We start from the raw sequence: 18,116 nt of genomic DNA, 5'->3' as shown, positions 1-18,116 counted from the left end.
TGGGGGCAACTTTCAACCCCGTTCGCACGTCGGTTCTCTGTGGCAGGGGTGCTCATTGTCACGTCCGTAACGACCGCATCGGGCGGCCTTTGTCACATACAGCGGTGTTAGCTTTCTGAGCTGACCTGCACCGGGCACCCCTCCTGTGACGGACGACGACGAAGCGGAGCGAACCGAACCATGGGACGAGCGGATGAGAGACGAGCGCGGCAGCGCGGTGGCCGCCGCGCGGCACCCGGGCGCCGCCGCTCGTCGCAGGCGGGCGGCAAGAGCGGCATACGCCGGCTGTTCACCTGGAAGAAGATCCTCGGCACGTTCCTGGGCCTGTGCCTGCTCGGGATCGGCGGCTTCATCGTGCTCTACATGATGATCGACATCCCCGAGGGCAATGCCGACGCCAAGCTCCAGAGCAACATCTACAAGTACGCCGACGGCTCGGTCATGACCCGCGACGGCGAGCGCAACCGCGAGATCGTCGACCTCGCCCACGTGCCCAAGAAGGTCCAGATGACCTTCGTCGCCGCCGAGAACAAGACGTTCTACAAGGACTCCGGCGTCGACCTGAAGGGCACCGCCCGCGGCCTGGTCAACACCCTCTCCGGCAAGGGCGCCCAGGGCGGTTCGACGATCACCCAGCAGTACGTCAAGAACTACTACCTCAGCCAGGAGCAGACCGTCTCCCGCAAGCTGAAGGAGCTGGTGATCTCGCTGAAGCTGGACCGGGAGAAGTCGAAGGACTACATCCTCGCCGGCTACATCAACACCAGCTACTACGGCCGCGGCGCCTACGGCATCCAGGCCGCCGCGCAGGCCTACTACCGCGTCGACGCCGACAAGCTCACCGTCGAGCAGGGCGCCTACCTCGCCGCGCTCCTCCAGGCCCCGAACCAGTACGACTGGGCCATCGCCTCGGCGACCGGCAAGGAACTGGTCCAGAAGCGCTGGGAGTACGTCCTGAACAACATGGTCGAGGAGGGCTGGCTGGACCAGGGCGAGCGCGCCGCCATGAAGTTCCCGGTGCCCAAGGACCCCAAGCCCACCCCCGGACTGGGCGGCCAGAAGGGCTACCTGGTGGAGGCGGCCAACGCCGAACTCGCCCGGCAGCTGGTCGCGCAGGGCGGCGCGGAGACCACCAAGGACGCCCTGGCGCTGATCAAGCGGGGCGGCTGGACCATCACCCTCAACATCGACAAGAAGAAGCAGTCGTCCCTGGAGAAAGCGGTCAAGGACCAGCTGACGGACGCGGTCGACAAGAAGGACCCGGACGACACCAAGGCCCAGGCCGGCGCGGTGTCGGTCGACCCCCGCACCGGCGCGGTCGTCGCGATGTACGGCGGAGTGAGCTACTTCGACCACTACACGAACAACGCCACCCGCACCGACTACCAGCCCGCCTCCACCTTCAAGCCGGTCGTCCTCGCCGCCGCCCTGGAGGAGGGCGCCGAGACCCAGGACGGCGAGCAGATCGGCGCGCACACCTTCTACGACGGCAAGAGCAGGCGGCCCGTGGTCGACCACGGCCGGAAGGTCGGCTTCGCCCCCGAGAACGAGGACGACGCGGACTACGGCGACATCACCGTCCAGACGGCCATGAACAAGTCCGTCAACTCCGTCTTCGCCCAGATGGGCGTCGACGTGGGCATGCGCAAGGTGCTGGACGTCGGCGGCAAGCTCGGCATGGACACCGAGAAGCTGGACGCGGTGCCCGCGCAGACACTCGGCACCATGGGCGCCAGCCCGCTGCAGATGGCGGGCGTCTACGCCACCCTCGACAACCACGGCAAGAAGGTCACCCCGACCCTGATCAAGTCCGTCGAGTCCAACGGCCGCGCAGTCAGCCTGCCCGACGCCGTCGGCGACCAGACCATCAGCCGCGACGCCGCCGACGCGGTCACCTCCGTGCTCACCGGCGTGGTCGACGACGGTACGGCCCGCGTGTCGGTGCGCAACAACCCCGCCCGCAACGGGCAGAAGGTCGCGGGCAAGACGGGCACCGCCGAGAACAACGTCACCGCCTGGTTCAACGGCTACACGCCCAGCCTGGTCACCACGGTCGGCGTGTTCGGCGAGGACCCCGAACCCCCGCACGGCCACGTCTCCCTCCACCACGCCCTCGGCAAGCCCCGCATCAACGGCGGTGACGTCCCGGCGAAGATCTGGGCCGAGTACACGTTCGACGTGCAGACCAAGGTCACCGAGTTCGACCTGGAGACCGACCAGGGCGCGGCGGTCGAACCGCCCGTGACCCAGACGCCGTCCGAGTCGCCGACGGAGTCCGAGGAGCCCTCGGAGTCCCCGACGACCGAGGAACCCACCGAGACGCCGACCAGCGAGACGCCGACCGAGACGCCGACCACCGAGGCGCCGACGGAGACGCCCAGCGAGACGCCGCCGTCGTCCTCCCCGCCGCCGTCACAGTCCACGAGCCAGACTCCGGACCCCCCGCTCGACCCGCAGGTCCGCGACCAGAACCCGTAGGGCTCCTGCCAGGGCGGTGACCGCGCCAGGAGGGCGCCCCGTGAACACGGGGCGCCCTCCTCGCATGTGAGACCGAGGGACCTACGTCCGGTTCAGCTCGAACCAGACCACCTTGCCGGTGCTCAGCCGCGTCGCGCCCCAGCGCCGCGCCAGCCGGTTCACCAGGTACAGCCCGCGCCCGCCCTCGTCCGTGGCGCGCGCCTGCCGCAGCCGCGGCAACTGCGGCACGTCGTCGCCGACCTCGCAGCGCAGCACATCGGTGCGCAGCAACCGCAGCGTGACCGGGCGGGAGGCGTACCGTACGGCATTCGTGACGACCTCACTGACCAGCAGCTCCACCGAGTCCGTCAGATCCTCCAGCCCCCAGCGGGCCAGGGCCCGCCTCGCCAGCCGGCGCGCCTTGCCCGGAGCGGCGTCCTCCGGAGCCAGGAACCAGTACGCCACGTCGCTCGGCGCGATCCCGTCGAAGCGGGCGGCGAGCAGCGCGATGTCGTCGTCCCGGTCGCCCGGCCCGAGCATGTCCAGCACCTCGTCGCACAGGGCCTCCAGGGGCGGTGGATGGTCCGGGCCCGTCAACTGCGCCGTCGCGGCGAGCTTCTCGCGCAGCTGCTCTATCCCGGTCCACACGTCCCGCAGCCGCGACTCGACCAGTCCGTCGGTGTACAGCAGCAACGTGGCCCCGGCGGGCGCGTCCAGCTCCACGGCCTCGAAGTCCACACCGCCGACGCCGATGGGCGCGCCCGGCGGCACCCGCAGCACCTCGGCCCGGCCGCCCAGGTGCAGCAGGACCGGCGGTGGATGGCCGGCGTTGGCGATGGTGATGCGGTGCGCCACGGGGTCGTACACCGCGTACAGGCAGGTCGCCATCCGGTCGGTGCCGAGCCGCTGCGCCTGCTCGTCCAGGTGGTGCAGCACCTCCTGGGGCGGCAGGTCCAGCCCGGCGAGCGTCTGCGCGGTCGTGCGCAGCTGCCCCATGATCGCCGCCGACGTCATGGAGTGCCCCATCACGTCACCGACGACCAGCGCGACCCGGCTGCCGGGCAGCGGGATGGCGTCGTACCAGTCCCCGCCGACCCGCGCGGTCTCCGCGGCCGGCAGATAGCGGGAGGCCAGCCGCACCCCGGTCGGCCGGGGCAGGGTCTCCGGCAGCATCGTGCGCTGGAGCTCGTCGGCGATGTACGCCTCGCGGTCGTACAACACGGCCTTGTCGATGCCCAGCGCGCTGTGCGTGGCCAACTGGGCGGCGACCAGCAGGTCGTCGGCCTCGAAGGCGACGCGCTCGGGGCGGCGCAGGAACACCGCGGCGCCGATCACCCGGCGCCGGCCGCGCAGCGGCGCCAGGATCGCGCGCTGCCCGCTGGGCACGACCAGGTCGCCGCCCGCGCCCAGCAGTTCGGGCAGGGCGGCGCGGGCCGCCGGGGCGTCGGCGAAGACCGGGCGCACCCCGCGCAGCACCTCGGCGAGCGCCGCACCGCCGCGTACCTCGCACAACTCCGCGGCCACCGAGGACAGTTCCGCCAGCTCCCACGGCTCGGGCTGCGCCGCCGGCTGCGGCAGCGGAGCGAAACCGGCCTCGGCGTCCCGGTCCACCGGTATCCGGTCGGTGCGGCGCAGCCGCAGCACCAGCGGGCCGGTGGGCCGCTCGTCGCCGACCGGCAGCGGATCGCGCAGGTAGACGAGGATGGCATCGGAGAACGTCGGCACGGTCGCCCGGCACAGGCCCATCACGATCTCGTCCAGGTCCAGGCCCCGGGCGATCCGCCGGGTCGCGGCGCCGACGAACCTCAGCCGGTCCCCGTCCCGCCGCATCGGCGTCGGCTGCCCCGGAGCGGGGCCCTGCCCGGTGCGCCGTTCCTGTCCGGCGGGCACGGCGGCGCCCGGCTGCACGGGAATGCCCTCGGGCGCCGGACGCGGCCGGTGCTCGCCCTCGCTCGGCTTCGCTCGCGCGGGCGGCGCCCCCATCGCCTCGGCGGCCGTCGGCTGGGAGTGCTCGGGGCCGGTGCCGCCGTCGGGGCCGCGGCCCTGCGCGCAGGGCGCCGCCGCGCCCGGCGGGGGCGCGGGCGTGGAGGTACGCAGAAGCGCCCCGCGGGGATCCGCGGGGTCGACGCCCGGCTGGGGACGCTCGTAGGAGGTGGGGTGCTCCGTCACGCGTGTCGAATCCGTCCGTCTGCGACTGCGCGCCGCGCGTGCAGTTCGTCCCGCCGAAGTGCCGATACCCGTAATCCGCGCTCCGGGAACGGGATTCCGGCGTGAACAGGGGGTGTTCCCGTGCCACGGGTGGGCCGTCCGCGCACATGCCGGCCGGTGGTGCCCTCGTACCCCTCGCTCACGTCCTGCCGCCCCCTCGGTGACGTTGGGTCAGACTCGGTGCCCGCGCCGGGAGTTGCTGCCGTGCGCCCTTGCGGAGGACGATCCTACGTTTTGTGCCCGGGGGCGCATCAAGGGTCTCATGAGGACATGTGCGCGGGCGTACGGTCCCAGTCCTCCGGCAGCTGCGGAACCGTCCAGGACGGATCCGGGCGCCAGTGCTCCCAGCCGTCCGAGAACGGCGGGCCCCAGGCGCGGATCACCTCCACGGCCCGCTGTCCGGCCCGCCCGACCCGCTCGGCCAGCTCCGCCCCGACCAGCCCGTCCCGCTGTGCCTGCGCGAACTCGTCCTCGTCGCGCCAGTGCCAACTGCGGTCGGGGTGGACGGAGATGTCCAGGAAATGGTCCTCGGAATCGACACCGCCCGCCCAGCGCGACAGCGGCTCCTCCAGGTTCACGTACCAGTTCTTGAACCGCCAGCCCGGCTCCCAGAACAGCCACACCGACCACGGCTCGCCGGGCCTGGCCACTTTCAGCACCCCGGTGCCGAACCAGCGGTCGCGCTGCACGGTCCGGGGCCTGGTGTAGCGCGAGGCGAGCGGTTCCAGGTGCACCGGGGTGCCGTCGGCGAGCACCGGCTTGACGCACTCGGTGCCGGGCGCCATCCAGACGGCGAGGACCTCCGGGTCGTCGCGGACGACGGTGACGGGCCGCGCGATGTGGAAGCGCGCGCCGGCGTTCTCGCGGTACCGCCACAGGATCCGGCTCCCGGGCGCCCAGAACGCCGCCGCTCCGCCCGTGCCCGCGTTCGCCGTCACCGCATCACCGTCCGCCATGCACAGATATTAGGTGTCACGGGTGTACGACGCTGCGGCCCGCGTCACGGTTCACACCCCGGTGCGACGCGCGCCGCCCGATGTCACGGGTGCGTCATCCGCAGGACATCCAGCGCCTCGTCCAGTTCCTCGGCCGTCAGGTCGCCGCGCTCGACGTAGCCGCCCTCGACCACCACCTGCCGGATGGTCTTCCGCTCGGCGAGCGCCCGCTTGGCGACCTTGGCGGCCTCCTCGTACCCGAGGTACCGGTTGAGCGGCGTCACCACGGACGGCGACGACTCCGCGTACTCGCGGGCGCGTTCCCGGTGGGCGGTGATCCCGTCGACGGTCCGGTCGGCCAGCAGCCGTGAGGCGTTCGCCAGCAGCCGGATCGACTCCAGCACGTTCTTCGCGATGACCGGCAGCATCACGTTCAGCTCGAAGTTGCCCGCCGCGCCGGCGGTGGCCACCGCCGCGTCGTTGCCGACGACCTGGGCGGCGACCATCAGGACCGCCTCGGGAACGACCGGGTTGACCTTGCCGGGCATGATCGAGGAGCCGGGCTGGAGGTCGGGCAGGGAGATCTCGGCGAGCCCGGTGCGCGGACCGGACGCCATCCACCGCAGATCGTTGGCGATCTTGGTGAGGGAGACGGCGATCGTCCGCAGCTGCCCGCTGGTCTCCACGATCCCGTCCCGGGCGCCCTGCGCCTCGAAGTGGTCCCGCGCCTCGGTCAGCGGCAGCCCCGTGGCCCGCGCCACCTCCTCGATGACGGCGGCGGAGAAACCGGGCGGCGTGTTGATCCCGGTGCCGACGGCCGTGCCGCCCAGCGGCAGTTCGGCCAGCCGCGGCAGCGAGGCGTTCAGCCGCTCCACCCCGTTGCGGACCTGCGCCGCGTACCCGGCGAACTCCTGTCCCAGCGTGACCGGCGTGGCGTCCATCAGGTGCGTCCGCCCCGACTTCACCACGTCGGCGAACTCCCCGGCCTTGCGGCTCAGGGAGCCGGCCAGATGGTCGAGCGCCGGGATCAGGTCGCGCAGCACGGCCGAGGTGGCGGCGATGTGGAGGGACGAGGGGAAGACGTCGTTGGAGGACTGCGAGGCGTTGACGTGGTCGTTGGGGTGCACGTCCCGGCCGAGGCGCTCGCTCGCGAGCGTCGCGATCACCTCGTTGGCGTTCATGTTGGACGAGGTGCCCGACCCCGTCTGGAACACGTCGACGGGGAAGTGCTCGTCCCACCGCCCCCGCGCGACCTCGTCGGCCGCCTCCCGGATCGCGCCGGCGACGTCCTCGTCGATCACCCCGAGCCGCGCGTTGACCTCGGCCGCCGCCCCCTTGACGCGCGCCAGCGCCTCGATGTGCGCACGCTCGATCCGCTGCCCGGACACCGGGAAGTTCTCCACGGCCCGCTGTGTCTGGGCCCGCCACTTCGCCCCGGCCGGCACCCGGATGTCGCCCATGGAGTCGTGCTCGATGCGGTACCCCTGCTCCTCGTCGGCCACTGCCGATCACCTCCGTGTGACACAGCATCCGGGATGCGGCGTGTGTTCCCCCCGTGAACTCGCCGTACGGCCGGAGTCGGTTCTCTTCGAGCCGCGGGCCGGCGTGTTCCGCCACGGCGCCCGGCCGCGAGCGGGCCTTCCCGAGGAGGGTGACGCCGCCGTGCTCACCGGCAGGACGGGCGGCGCCGGTCGTGGCAGGCCCGGCCGTGATCCGGACCCCGGCGGGCGCGGTGACGGCCCCGCGCCGTTGCGGGAACGCGGAACCGACGCGAGGAGCCCCCGGGCGTGCCGGGGGCTCCTCGTCGCCGTGCGGCGGGTCAGCCGAGGCCGGGGCCGCGGACCGGGATCGAGGTGAACGTCGGCTGCGGGGCCGGGTCCTGGAAGAAGTCGTTGCCCTTGTCGTCGACCACGACGAAGGCGGGGAAGTCCTCGACCTCGATCTTCCAGACGGCCTCCATGCCGAGTTCCTCGTACTCGAGCACCTCGACCTTCTTGATGCAGTCCTGGGCGAGGCGGGCCGCCGGGCCGCCGATGGAGCCGAGGTAGAAGCCGCCGTGCGTGCCGCACGCGTCGGTGACCTGCTTGCTGCGGTTGCCCTTGGCCAGCATCACCTTGGAGCCGCCCGCCGCCTGGAACTGCTCCACGTAGGAGTCCATGCGCCCGGCCGTCGTCGGCCCGAACGATCCGGACGCGTACCCCTCGGGCGTCTTGGCCGGCCCGGCGTAGTAGACGGGGTGGTCCTTGAGGTACTGCGGCATCCCCTCGCCGGCGTCCAGCCGCTCCTTGATCTTCGCGTGCGCGATGTCGCGGGCGACGACGAGCGGGCCGGTCAGCGACAGGCGCGTCTTGACCGGGTACCTCGTCAGCTCGGTGAGGATCGTCTCCATCGGCTGGTTGAGGTCGATGCGGACGACGTCGCCGTCCGCCTGGAGGTGCTCGTCCGTCGTCTCGGGCAGGAAGCGGGCCGGGTCCTTCTCCAGCTGCTCCAGGAAGACGCCCTCGGGCGTGATCCTGGCGAGTGCCTGGCGGTCGGCGGAGCAGGACACCGCGATCGCGACCGGGCAGGACGCGCCGTGCCGTGGCAGGCGGACCACGCGCACGTCGTGGCAGAAGTACTTGCCGCCGAACTGCGCGCCGATGCCGATCTTCTGCGTCAGCTCGAAGACCTTCTCCTCCAGCTCCTTGTCCCGGAAGCCGTGGCCGAGCGGCGAGCCCTCGGTCGGCATGTTGTCCAGGTAGTGCGCGGAGGCGTACTTCGCGGTCTTCAGCGCGTACTCGGCGGAGGTGCCGCCGACCACGATCGCCAGGTGGTACGGCGGGCAGGCGGCCGTGCCCAGGGACCGGATCCTCTCCTCGAGGAACCTCATCATGGAGGCCTCGTTCAGGACGGCCTTCGTCTCCTGGTAGAGGAAGCTCTTGTTGGCCGAGCCGCCCCCCTTCGCCATGAACAGGAACTTGTACGCGCCGCCGTCGGCGGCGTACAGCTCGATCTGCGCGGGGAGGTTGGAACCGGTGTTCTTCTCCTCCCACATGGTCAGCGGCGCCATCTGCGAGTAGCGGAGGTTGAGCCGGGTGTAGGCGTCGAAGATGCCGTGCGCGAGGTGCTCGTCGTCGGCTCCCTCGGTGAGGACGTTCTGCCCGCGCTTGCCCATGACGATCGCCGTGCCGGTGTCCTGGCACATCGGCAGCACGCCCGCCGCCGCGATGTTCGCGTTCTTCAGCAGGTCCAGGGCGACGAACTTGTCGTTCGCGCTCGCCTCCGGGTCGTCGATGATGCGGCGCAGCTGGGCCAGGTGCGCCGGGCGCAGGTAGTGCTGGATGTCGTGCACGGCCTCCTCGGCCAGCTTGCGCAGCGCCTCCGGCTCCACCTTGAGGAACGTGCGGCCGTCCGGTCCCTCGACGGTGGACACGCCCTCGGCGGTCACCAGCCGGTAGGGGGTGGTGTCCTCGCCCTGGGGAAGCAGTTCGGTGTACGCGAACCCGGGGGCGGCGGGGCGGGCAGGGGGGGAACTATGCGGCATCTCGCCCATTCCTCAACTCGGCAGCATCTTCGAGGCGCACTCGCCTGCGGCTGGCCTCCATTGGCAGCGTCCTCCAGCGTAGAACCTGCGGCGGACGCGGAGCCTGTGAGGTAGGGCTCAGTGTCTGTGAGGTGGGGCTCGGCGCCGGTCGGGGGAAGTCCGGCGGGCCGCTCCGCGGATCCCCCGGACGGGGGACTGTCGCGATCTATCGTGTTTCGCTACGCTGCTGCCGTGGACCTTCAGAAGCAGAGCGCGCCGGTTGCCGAAATCCGCGCCTCCGATGCCGACCGCGACCGCATCGCCGACATCCTGCGCGAGGCTCTCGCCGAGGGCCGCCTCACCGCGGAGGAGCACGCCGAGCGCGTCGAGGGCGTGCTCGCCGCCAAGACCGTCGGGGAGTTGGAGGTCTTCGTCCGGGACCTGCCCGCCGCGCACCGGGCCGGCGCGGCGCGTGCCGCCACCCCCGGCCGCCCGGCCGCGGACGTGGTCCCGGTCGACCCCGACGACAACGTGGTCGCGGTCTTCAGCTCCGCCTCCCGCAAGGGCCGCTGGCGAGCGGGCCGCCGTATCCATGCGTACGCGGTCTTCGGCAGTGTCGAGATCGACCTCAGCGAGGCACTCTTCGAGTACCAGCAGGTCATGATCAAGGCGATCTCGGTCTTCGGTGACGTCGAGATCCGCGTCCCGGAGAACGTCTCGCTGCACGGCACCGGCGGCGGCGTCCTCGGAAACTTCGAGGTGGACGCGCTCGATTCCGGCGAACCGGACGCCCCCGTGGTGTACGTCGACGGGTGGGCCGTGCTGGGCAATGTCGAGGCGCGGCCCCGGCGGGGCAAGCGCGTCGCGGACATCCTCGACCGCGTGCAGGCCAAGGTCGACAGGAAACTGCGCAAACGCTTGGACCGTTGACGGTTGTGAAGGGTGGGTATGCCGGTTCGGAACTCTGTGCATAGGCGCGCGTACAGCGGGTAGGCCTTGGTGCATCGTCGCTCGCTCGCGAAGCCGTCGTCAGGAGTAGACCGTGCTGCAACCGCCGCATTCGTCCCTGCAGGTAGCCGCCGTTCCGGCCCAGCGGGTGCCAGCGCGCGACCGGGACCAAGACGCCCCCTGGCACACCGAGGCCGTGTGCCGGCGCGACGAGGCGGGCCTTTTCTTCGCACCCTCCAAGGAGCCCACCGCCGCCCGTCTGTCCCGGGAGGAGGCCGCCAAGCGGGTCTGCGCCCGCTGCCCGGTCATGGTGGAGTGCCGGGAGCACGCTCTGCTCCAGCCGGAGCCGTACGGCGTCTGGGGCGGCCTGACGGCAGCGGAACGCCGCGTGGTCCTGGCCCGGCGCCGCCGCCGCGAGATGGAACTGAAGAAGACGGCCAGCGCCGCGGGCCGCATAGCGGCGGCGGGCTGAGCCCCCTTCACGTGACCTCGGGCGCCCTCTCCGCACCGGGGGCGCCGCCGGTGCGACGCCGGAGGGACGGCGCCGTCAGGGGGGGGCGCGTGGAACCGCGCGATCCGCCACGGGGTACCCGCGGCGGCCGACGCCTTCGCGGTGGGGTGCGGTCCCGCGCCAGGGCGCGGCCCCGCACGGGGGGGCGTGGTTCCGTGGCGGACGGCCGACCCCGGGGTGGGGTGTGGCCCGGGGGCCCGTCCGCCCCGCAGGGGCCGGTGCTACGGGAAGGAGAGCCGGCCGGGCCGGGGCGTTCCCGGCGACGGATGGCCCTGAAAACGGCCGGCCGGGCGACGGACGGCCCTGAAGCCGGTGTCCCCGGTGACGGACGGCCCCGTGGTGACGGGCGCCGGATCGCCGGCGAACCGCCGACGATCCGTGCCCCCACCGCGCATCGGGCCGCAGCCCCGGCCCCCGTCCCACCGGGGCCTACCTGCCGCCTCCGAGTGTCACTTCGCCCGGTCGAAGTCGATCGCGCTGTACGCCCGCAGCTTGCTCAGCCGGTGCTCGGAGTCGATCCGCCGTACCGTGCCGGACCTCGAACGCATCACGATCGACGAGGTCAGCGCCGTTTCGGACCGGTACCGCACCCCGCGCAGCAACTCGCCGTCGGTGATGCCGGTCGCCGCGAAGAAGACGTTGTCGCCGGAGACCAGGTTGTCGGTGGTCAGCACCCGGTCCAGGTCGTGCCCGGCATCGATCGCCCGCTGCCGCTCCTCGTCGTCCTTGGGCCACAGCTTGCCCTGGATCGTGCCACCGAGGCACTTCACCGCGCAGGCGGAGATGATGCCCTCGGGGGTGCCGCCGATACCGAGCAGCAGGTCGACGCCCGTGCCCTCGCGCAGGGCGTAGATGGAGCCGGCGACGTCGCCGTCGGAGATCAGCTTGATGCGGGCACCCGCTTCCCGGACCTCCCTGATCAGGCCCTCGTGGCGCGGCCGGTCGAGGATCACGACGGTGACGTCCTCGGGCGTGGACCTCTTGGCCTTGGCGATGCGCCGGATGTTGACGGCGACGGGCGCGTCGATGTCGACGAAGTCCGCGGCCTCGGGGCCGGTGACCAGCTTGTCCATGTAGAAGACGGCCGACGGGTCGAACATCGACCCGCGCTCGGTGGCGGCCAGCACCGCGATCGCGTTGGGCATGCCCTTGGCGGTCAGCGTGGTGCCGTCGATCGGGTCGACGGCGATGTCGCACTCGGGGCCGGTCCCGTCGCCGATCCGCTCCCCGTTGAAGAGCATCGGGGCTTCGTCCTTCTCGCCCTCGCCGATGACGACGACGCCGTTCATCGACACGGTGTGGACGAGGGTCCGCATGGCGCGCACCGCGGCGCCGTCGGCGCCGTTCTTGTCGCCTCGTCCGACCCAGCGGCCCGCAGCCATCGCCGCGGCTTCGGTCACCCGGACCAGTTCCATGGCGAGGTTGCGGTCGGGGGCCTCGGAGGGGACGTCGAGCTCTGACGGCAAATGGTGGTGTTCGGTCATCGGAGCGCACCTTTCTGATACGACGACGGCCGGATGAGGGTAATGGCCATGACTCTATCGTCAGTCCGACAAAATGAGCAGGGGACCCCACGGATGAGCGCAACGGGCACCTGCGACGATAGGGGCGTGGCAGGTTCGAACGGCAAGCAGAAGACGGTCCGGGACATGATCCTCTCCCTGGGCCTCATCATGATCGCGGCGGCGGTGGTCTACCTCTTCATCCCGCACGACGATCACGCACCGGACATCAAGCGGGTCGACTACCGCGTCGAACTGCTCACGGCGCGCCGCGCCGCCTCCTACCCGGTGGCCGCCCCCGAGGGCCTGCCGCAGAGCTGGAAGGCGACCTCGGTCCGCTTCAGGGGGAGCGACTCCGACGCCTGGCACCTCGGTTTCCAGGCCCCCGGCGGGGAGTACGTGGCGGTCGAGCAGTCCACCAAGAAGCGCTCGGAGTTCATCGACACCGCCAGTCAGGGCGCCGAGGAGACCGAGGTGACCCAGGAGATCGCCGGTCGCACCTGGACCCGGTACACCGGCGGCCGGTACGACGCCCTGGTGCTGAAGGACGACGGTGACGGGTCGACGACGGTGGTCGCGGGCACGGCCCCGTTCGACCAGCTGGCGAAGATGGCCGCCGCGCTGAGGACGGCGTGACGCGACGGCATGACGTGACGGCATGGCGAAGGGCCCTTCGGCGTGCGTGCGGGTGCCGGACCGTGGTGTGACGACCTGGCCTCAGGCCGGGCACGGGACGCGTGGGCGTGAGGCGTTCCCGCCCGGCTTGCCGAGGCCGACCACCATCCGGACAGAGCGGGGTGGCAGCCGTCACACCCCGCTGAGGCCGTCGCACCTGGCCTGACCTGCGGTGCTCTCTGCGTTACCCGGCCTTCTCCGGCTCGTCCTCCTCGCGTGCCGCGTCCTCCTCCCGGGCCAGCGCCGCATCGAGCCGTGCCCGCGCGCCCTCCAGCCAGCGCCGGCACACCCGGGCCAGTTCCTCCCCGCGTTCCCACAGCGCGAGCGACTCCTCCAGCGTCGTACCGCCCGCCTCCAGGCGCCGCACCACCTCGATCAGCTCGTCGCGCGCCTGCTCGTACCCGAGCGCCTCGTCCACCTTGCCGGTCATCCACCCAACCCATGCATCGATTCGTCAACGTCCGGCCGGGCCCTCGGCCCGGACCGTGAACTCACCCTCGGCGACCCGGGCGCGCAGCGTCTCCTCCGGCGCGACCTCGCCCGGAGCCCGCACCACGTGCCCGTCCGCCCGCTGCAGTACCGCGTACCCGCGCCGGAGCGTGGCCGCGGGGGACAGCGCCACCACGCGCGCGTGCGTGTGCGTCAGCTCCGAGTCGGCGCGGTCCAGGAGATGCCCGAGACAGCGCCGGGAGCGGTCCGTCAGGGACGCCACCTGCTCCGCCCGCTCGTCGATCATGCGATGCGGATCCTGTAGCGCCGGCCGGGCCAGCGCGTGGGCCAGTCCGCGCTCCTCCCGCTCCACGAACCCCTCCACGCACCGCCGCGCCCGGTCGCGCAGCATCCGCACCCGCGCCAGCTCCTCGCCGACGTCCGGCACGACCTTCTTGGCCGCGTCGGTCGGCGTCGAGGCGCGCAGATCGGCGACGTGGTCGAGGAGCGGGTTGTCCGGCTCGTGGCCGATCGCCGACACCACCGGCGTCCGGCAGGCGGCGACCGCCCGGACCAGCTGCTCGTCGGAGAACGGCAGCAGGTCCTCCACGCTGCCGCCACCCCGCGCGACGACGATGACGTCGACCTCGGGGATCTCGTCCAGCTCCTTGACGGCCTGCACCACCTGCGGCACCGCGTGCACGCCCTGCACGGCCACGTTGCGCACCTCGAAGCGGACGTGGGGCCAGCGGTGCCGCGCGTTCTCCAGCACGTCCCGCTCGGCCGCCGAGGCCCGCCCGCACACCAGCCCGATCAGCTGCGGCAGGAACGGCAGCGACTTCTTGCGCTCCGGCGCGAACAGCCCCTCCGCGGCGAGCGACTTCTTCAGCTGCTCCAGGCGCGCCAGCAGCTCGCCGACCCCCACCGGCCGGATCTCCGCGGCCCGCAGCGACAGCTGCCCGCGCGGGGCGTACCACTCCGGCTTCGCGTGGACGACGACCCGGGCGCCCTCGCCGACGATGTCCGCGACGGCGTCGAACACCTGCCGGTAGCAGGTGACCCCGACCGAGATGTCGTACGACGGATCCCGGAGCGTCAGGAACACGACCCCCGCGCCCGGCCGCCGCGACAGCTGCGTGATCTGTCCCTCGACCCACACCGCGCCCAGCCGGTCGATCCATCCGCCGATGAGCCGCGAGACCTCCCCCACGGGGAGCGGAGTGTCCGCGGACGTGTTGACAGCCATGCCCGCGAGCGTAACGGGCCGCACCGACAACGCGCGGCGCCCGGCACCGGCCCCGCCGCGCGCGGTCGTCACGGCGGGCGGCATGGCGGAAGCGGGTGAGGGGAGCGGGAAGGGGCACGGCCCGAGCGGTGAGAGCGATGCGGTCGGAGCGCTGCGGGAGGCGCGGCTCCGGTGGCGGCCCCCGGGCCGACCGGCCGCCGCGCGGTTCTGCACGGGGCGGCGAGCGGTACGCGCACGCCTGCCGGGCGCCCTCCCTCACCCCGCGCCGACCGGTCCGCCCCCCGGCTCCGCAGGCCCCACGGCTGAGCGCCCCCGCTGGGTCACCAGCACCACGAGCCCGATCACCAGCCAGACCGCGCCCACCAGCTGGGCGGTCCGCGACGCCGACGCGATCACCGCGAGGGTGATCGCCGCCCCCGCCACGGGCGCCAGCACATGCCGCCACCAGACGGGCCCGCCGTTCCGGCGCCGTACCGCGAACCAGCCCACCACGCTCGCGTGCAGCAGCGTGAACGCGGTCAGTGCACCGATGTCGACCACCGAGACCAGATGGTCCATGCCGTCGCCGCGACGCGCCGCCCACACCGCGGCGGCCAGCGTGAACACCGCGGCGACCAGGAGCGCCACGCGCGGGACCCCGCCGGACGTGCGGGACAGGGCGCCCGGCAGCCGCCGGTCCCGGCCCATCGCGAACAGCAGCCGCCCCGCCGCTGCCTGCCCCGCCAGCGCGGCGAACGCGGCGCCGAGGGCCTTGCTGACGGCCACGAGATCGTGCAGCCAGCCGCCGACCGAGGTGTCCACGGCGTCGTAGAACGCCGATCCCTGCCCGCCGGGCCGGGCGGCCAGCTGCGCCGACGACATCGGCTCCAGCAGGGCGATCAGGTAGGTCTGCGCCGTGAATAGCACGCCCGTCAGCGCCAGGCAGAACAGCAGGGCCCGTGCCACCGCGGCCGACCCCCCGGTGACCTCCTCGGCGAACGCGGCGATCGCGTCGAAGCCCAGATACGACAGAACGGCGACCGAGACCGCGCCGAGCACCGCCGACAACGCGAACGAGCCCTGGCTGCCGTCGCCGGTGAACGGCGACAGCCAGCCGCGCCGGGCACCGTCGCCCACGAGGACGACCACCGCGGAGACCACGAAGACCAGCAGCACCGCGACCTCCATCGCCAGCACCAGGAAGCCCACACGGGCCGCCGCCCGCACGCCCCACAGGTTCAGCAGGGTCGTCACCACCACCGCCGACGCCGTCCACACCCAGCGGGAGACCTGCGGGACCAGGGCGTGCATGGCGATGCCCGAGAACAGGTACGCCACCGCCGGGACCAGCAGATAGTCCAGCACCGCCATCCAGCCCGCGACGAATCCGGCCCCCCGCCCGAGCGCCGCGCGCGCGTACGAGAAGACCGAGCCGGCCCGGGGCACCACCCGCACCATCTGCGCGTAGCTGAAGGCGGTGAGCGCCATCGCGATCGTGGCGACGACGTACACCAGCGCCACCGCGCCGTGCGATCTGGCGTCCAGCGTGCCGAACACGCCGACCGGCGCCATCGGCGCGATGAACAGCAGCCCGTAGACGACCAGGTCGCGCAGACCCAGGCTGCGCCGCAGCGCCTTCCCCGCGCCGGCCGCCCGCCGGGCCGTCGTACCGGTGCCGGACATCAGGGACCCCTTTCCGGCTCGCCCCGGCCCGCCGCGGCTCACCGACGGGATCACCGCCAGTCTCACGGCGGCGTGCCCGGCGTGCGATCTCTGGACCCCCGAACGCGGCCTTACGATGGGGAGCATGACTGCTTCGCCTGGCCGCCGTGTCCTGCTCGCCGCCCCCCGGGGCTACTGCGCGGGTGTGGACCGCGCCGTGATCGCCGTCGAGAAGGCCCTGGAGCAGTACGGGGCCCCGGTCTACGTCCGGCACGAGATCGTCCACAACAAGTACGTCGTGCAGACCCTGGAGAAGAAGGGCGCCGTCTTCGTCGAGCGGACGGAGGAGGTGCCGCCGGGCAACATCGTGATGTTCTCCGCGCACGGCGTCGCGCCCGTCGTCCACGAGGAGGCCCGCCGCGGCCGGCTCGCCACCATCGACGCCACCTGCCCGCTGGTCACCAAGGTCCACAAGGAAGCCATCCGGTACGCCAACGACGACTACGACATCCTCCTGATCGGCCACGAGGGCCACGAGGAGGTCATCGGCACCTCCGGCGAGGCTCCCGACCACATCCAGCTCGTCGACGGTCCCCAGGACGTGGCCGGGGTCGAGGTCCGCGACACCTCCAAGGTCGTGTGGCTGTCCCAGACCACGCTCTCGGTCGACGAGACCATGGAGACGGTGGACGCGCTGAAGGACAAGTTCCCGCAGCTCGTCTCCCCGCCCAGTGACGACATCTGCTACGCCACGCAGAACCGCCAGCTCGCCGTGAAGCAGATGGGTGCCGAGGCCGACCTGGTCGTCGTCGTCGGCTCCCGCAACTCCTCCAACTCCAAGCGGCTCGTCGAGGTCGCCAAGCTGGCCGGCGCCCGCGCGGCCCACCTCGTGGACTTCGCCGACGAGATCGACGAGGCCTGGCTGGAGGGCGTGACGACCGTGGGCGTCACCTCCGGCGCCTCCGTCCCCGAGGTGCTCGTCGAGCAGGTGCTGGAGTGGCTCGCCGAGCGCGGCTTCGAGGACGTCGAGATCGTGAAGGCGGCCGAGGAGTCCATCACCTTCTCCCTGCCCAAGGAACTGCGACGGGACCTGCGCGAGGAGGCCGCCTCCCTGGCCGCCGAGCGGGGCGGAGCCGGTCCGGCCGGGACGTGACCGTCCGTCGCCCGTCGTAACGTGGAGTCATGCAGATCTTCGGCGTGGACATCGGCGGATCCGGGATCAAGGGCGCTCCCGTGGACCTGGACAGGGGCGACCTGGCCCAGGAACGCCGCAAGGTGCTCACCCCGCACCCGGCGACACCCGACGGCGTGGCCGACGGCGTCAGGCAGGTCGTCGACCACTTCGGCTGGACCGGCCCGGTCGGCCTCACCTTCCCCGGTGTCGTCACCGGCGGAGCGACGGTCCGCACCGCGGCCAACGTCGACGGGAGCTGGATCGGCACCGACGCGCGCGCCCTGTTCGGGAACCGGCTCGGCGGCCTGCCGGTGACGGTGGTCAACGACGCCGACGCGGCCGGGGTCGCCGAGATGCACTTCGGCGCCGGCAAGGACCGCGGCGGCACGGTCATCCTGCTGACCTTCGGCACGGGCATCGGCAGCGCCGTGTTCATCGACGGCGCGCTGGTGCCCAACACCGAGCTGGGCCATCTGGAGCTGCACGGCCACGACGCGGAGAAGCGGGCCTCCAGCAAGGCCAAGGATGACCACGAGCTGTCCTGGGAGCACTGGGCCCACCGCGTGCAGAAGTACCTCGCGCACGTCGAGATGCTCTTCTCCCCGGAGCTGTTCATCATCGGCGGCGGCGTCAGCCGCAAGGCCCACAGGTTCCTGCATCACATCAAGCACATCAGGGCCGAGATCGTCCCCGCGCAGCTCCAGAACAACGCGGGCATCGTGGGCGCGGCGATGCGGGCGGCGGAGCAGTAGGGCGGCGAGGTCACGGAGCCGCAGGGCGGCAGGGCCGGGGGTCCGGGGCGCGCGGGACAGCGGACCGGCGGCCGCGGGGGCACCCGGCGGCAGGTCGGCGGCCCGGCCGGGACCGCCGGGTCGGACGGCCGGGCAC

At 72.4% G+C, this 18,116-nt stretch carries 14 protein-coding genes; 6 read left to right on the top strand and 8 right to left on the bottom strand.

Features of this window, described 5'->3' with window-relative positions; all coding sequences use genetic code 11:
- Positions 1-180: 180 nt before the first annotated feature.
- On the top strand, positions 181-2,478 hold the full coding sequence (locus I3F54_RS10185) for a transglycosylase domain-containing protein (RefSeq protein ID WP_240118344.1): 2,298 nt from the start codon (positions 181-183) through the stop codon (positions 2,476-2,478).
- Between the two features lie 81 nt (positions 2,479-2,559).
- Here the strand turns inward: I3F54_RS10185 and I3F54_RS10180 are convergent, their stop codons facing one another.
- The 4 genes from I3F54_RS10180 to I3F54_RS10165 form a co-directional block, all read right to left on the bottom strand.
- Positions 2,560-4,626: an ATP-binding SpoIIE family protein phosphatase gene (locus I3F54_RS10180; protein WP_240118343.1), complete on the bottom strand. Its 2,067-nt coding sequence runs from the start codon at positions 4,624-4,626 to the stop codon at positions 2,560-2,562.
- A 299-nt stretch (positions 4,627-4,925) separates the two neighbouring features.
- Complete coding sequence (locus tag I3F54_RS10175) at positions 4,926-5,621, bottom strand: DUF402 domain-containing protein (RefSeq protein WP_240118342.1); 696 nt, start codon at positions 5,619-5,621, stop codon at positions 4,926-4,928.
- Positions 5,622-5,704: 83 nt separating this feature from the next.
- Positions 5,705-7,102, bottom strand: a complete 1,398-nt coding sequence (locus I3F54_RS10170; protein ID WP_308373340.1) for a class II fumarate hydratase — start codon at positions 7,100-7,102, stop codon at positions 5,705-5,707.
- A gap of 317 nt (positions 7,103-7,419) precedes the next feature.
- Positions 7,420-9,132, bottom strand: a complete 1,713-nt coding sequence (locus I3F54_RS10165; protein ID WP_374205885.1) for a fumarate hydratase — start codon at positions 9,130-9,132, stop codon at positions 7,420-7,422.
- Positions 9,133-9,354: 222 nt separating this feature from the next.
- Here I3F54_RS10165 and I3F54_RS10160 point away from each other — a divergent pair, with 222 nt between their 5' ends.
- Together I3F54_RS10160 and I3F54_RS10155 are read left to right on the top strand one after the other, a co-directional pair.
- Complete coding sequence (locus I3F54_RS10160) at positions 9,355-10,032, top strand: DUF1707 domain-containing protein (RefSeq protein ID WP_240118340.1); 678 nt, start codon at positions 9,355-9,357, stop codon at positions 10,030-10,032.
- A 112-nt stretch (positions 10,033-10,144) separates the two neighbouring features.
- Positions 10,145-10,522, top strand: coding sequence for a WhiB family transcriptional regulator (locus I3F54_RS10155; RefSeq protein ID WP_240118339.1), 378 nt, complete (start codon positions 10,145-10,147; stop codon positions 10,520-10,522).
- Between the two features lie 488 nt (positions 10,523-11,010).
- On the opposite strand, the gene glpX is transcribed toward I3F54_RS10155, so the two are convergent.
- On the bottom strand, positions 11,011-12,045 hold the full coding sequence (gene glpX, locus I3F54_RS10150; RefSeq protein WP_240118338.1) for a class II fructose-bisphosphatase: 1,035 nt from the start codon (positions 12,043-12,045) through the stop codon (positions 11,011-11,013).
- 126 nt (positions 12,046-12,171) lie between these two features.
- Between glpX and I3F54_RS10145 the strand changes: the two genes are divergently transcribed.
- Entirely contained in the window at positions 12,172-12,699 is a 528-nt protein-coding gene (locus I3F54_RS10145; RefSeq protein ID WP_240118337.1) for a DUF4245 domain-containing protein, read from the top strand.
- A gap of 223 nt (positions 12,700-12,922) precedes the next feature.
- On the opposite strand, the gene I3F54_RS10140 is transcribed toward I3F54_RS10145, so the two are convergent.
- The 3 genes from I3F54_RS10140 to I3F54_RS10130 all read right to left on the bottom strand — a co-directional run bounded on the left by I3F54_RS10140 (position 12,923) and on the right by I3F54_RS10130 (position 16,075).
- A complete protein-coding gene (locus I3F54_RS10140) occupies positions 12,923-13,168 on the bottom strand; it encodes an exodeoxyribonuclease VII small subunit (RefSeq protein ID WP_240118336.1) in 246 nt (81 codons plus the stop codon).
- Between the two features lie 24 nt (positions 13,169-13,192).
- Positions 13,193-14,413: an exodeoxyribonuclease VII large subunit gene (xseA, locus tag I3F54_RS10135; protein WP_240118335.1), complete on the bottom strand. Its 1,221-nt coding sequence runs from the start codon at positions 14,411-14,413 to the stop codon at positions 13,193-13,195.
- Between the two features lie 255 nt (positions 14,414-14,668).
- Positions 14,669-16,075 (bottom strand): APC family permease, encoded by a 1,407-nt coding sequence (locus tag I3F54_RS10130; protein WP_240118334.1) that lies wholly within the window; start codon positions 16,073-16,075, stop codon positions 14,669-14,671.
- 115 nt (positions 16,076-16,190) lie between these two features.
- Between I3F54_RS10130 and I3F54_RS10125 the strand changes: the two genes are divergently transcribed.
- Complete coding sequence (locus I3F54_RS10125; protein WP_240118333.1) at positions 16,191-17,207, top strand: 4-hydroxy-3-methylbut-2-enyl diphosphate reductase; 1,017 nt, start codon at positions 16,191-16,193, stop codon at positions 17,205-17,207.
- Positions 17,208-17,236: 29 nt separating this feature from the next.
- Positions 17,237-17,980: a polyphosphate--glucose phosphotransferase gene (gene ppgK, locus I3F54_RS10120; protein WP_240118332.1), complete on the top strand. Its 744-nt coding sequence runs from the start codon at positions 17,237-17,239 to the stop codon at positions 17,978-17,980.
- Positions 17,981-18,116 lie beyond the last annotated feature (136 nt).

Source organism: Streptomyces sp. MUM 2J (genome assembly GCF_022414535.1).
In the GTDB taxonomy this organism is placed as follows: Bacteria; Actinomycetota; Actinomycetes; order Streptomycetales; family Streptomycetaceae; genus Streptomyces.
The sequence above is the reverse complement of the archived record's forward strand: the minus strand, read 5'-3'. Positions and strand labels throughout refer to the sequence as shown.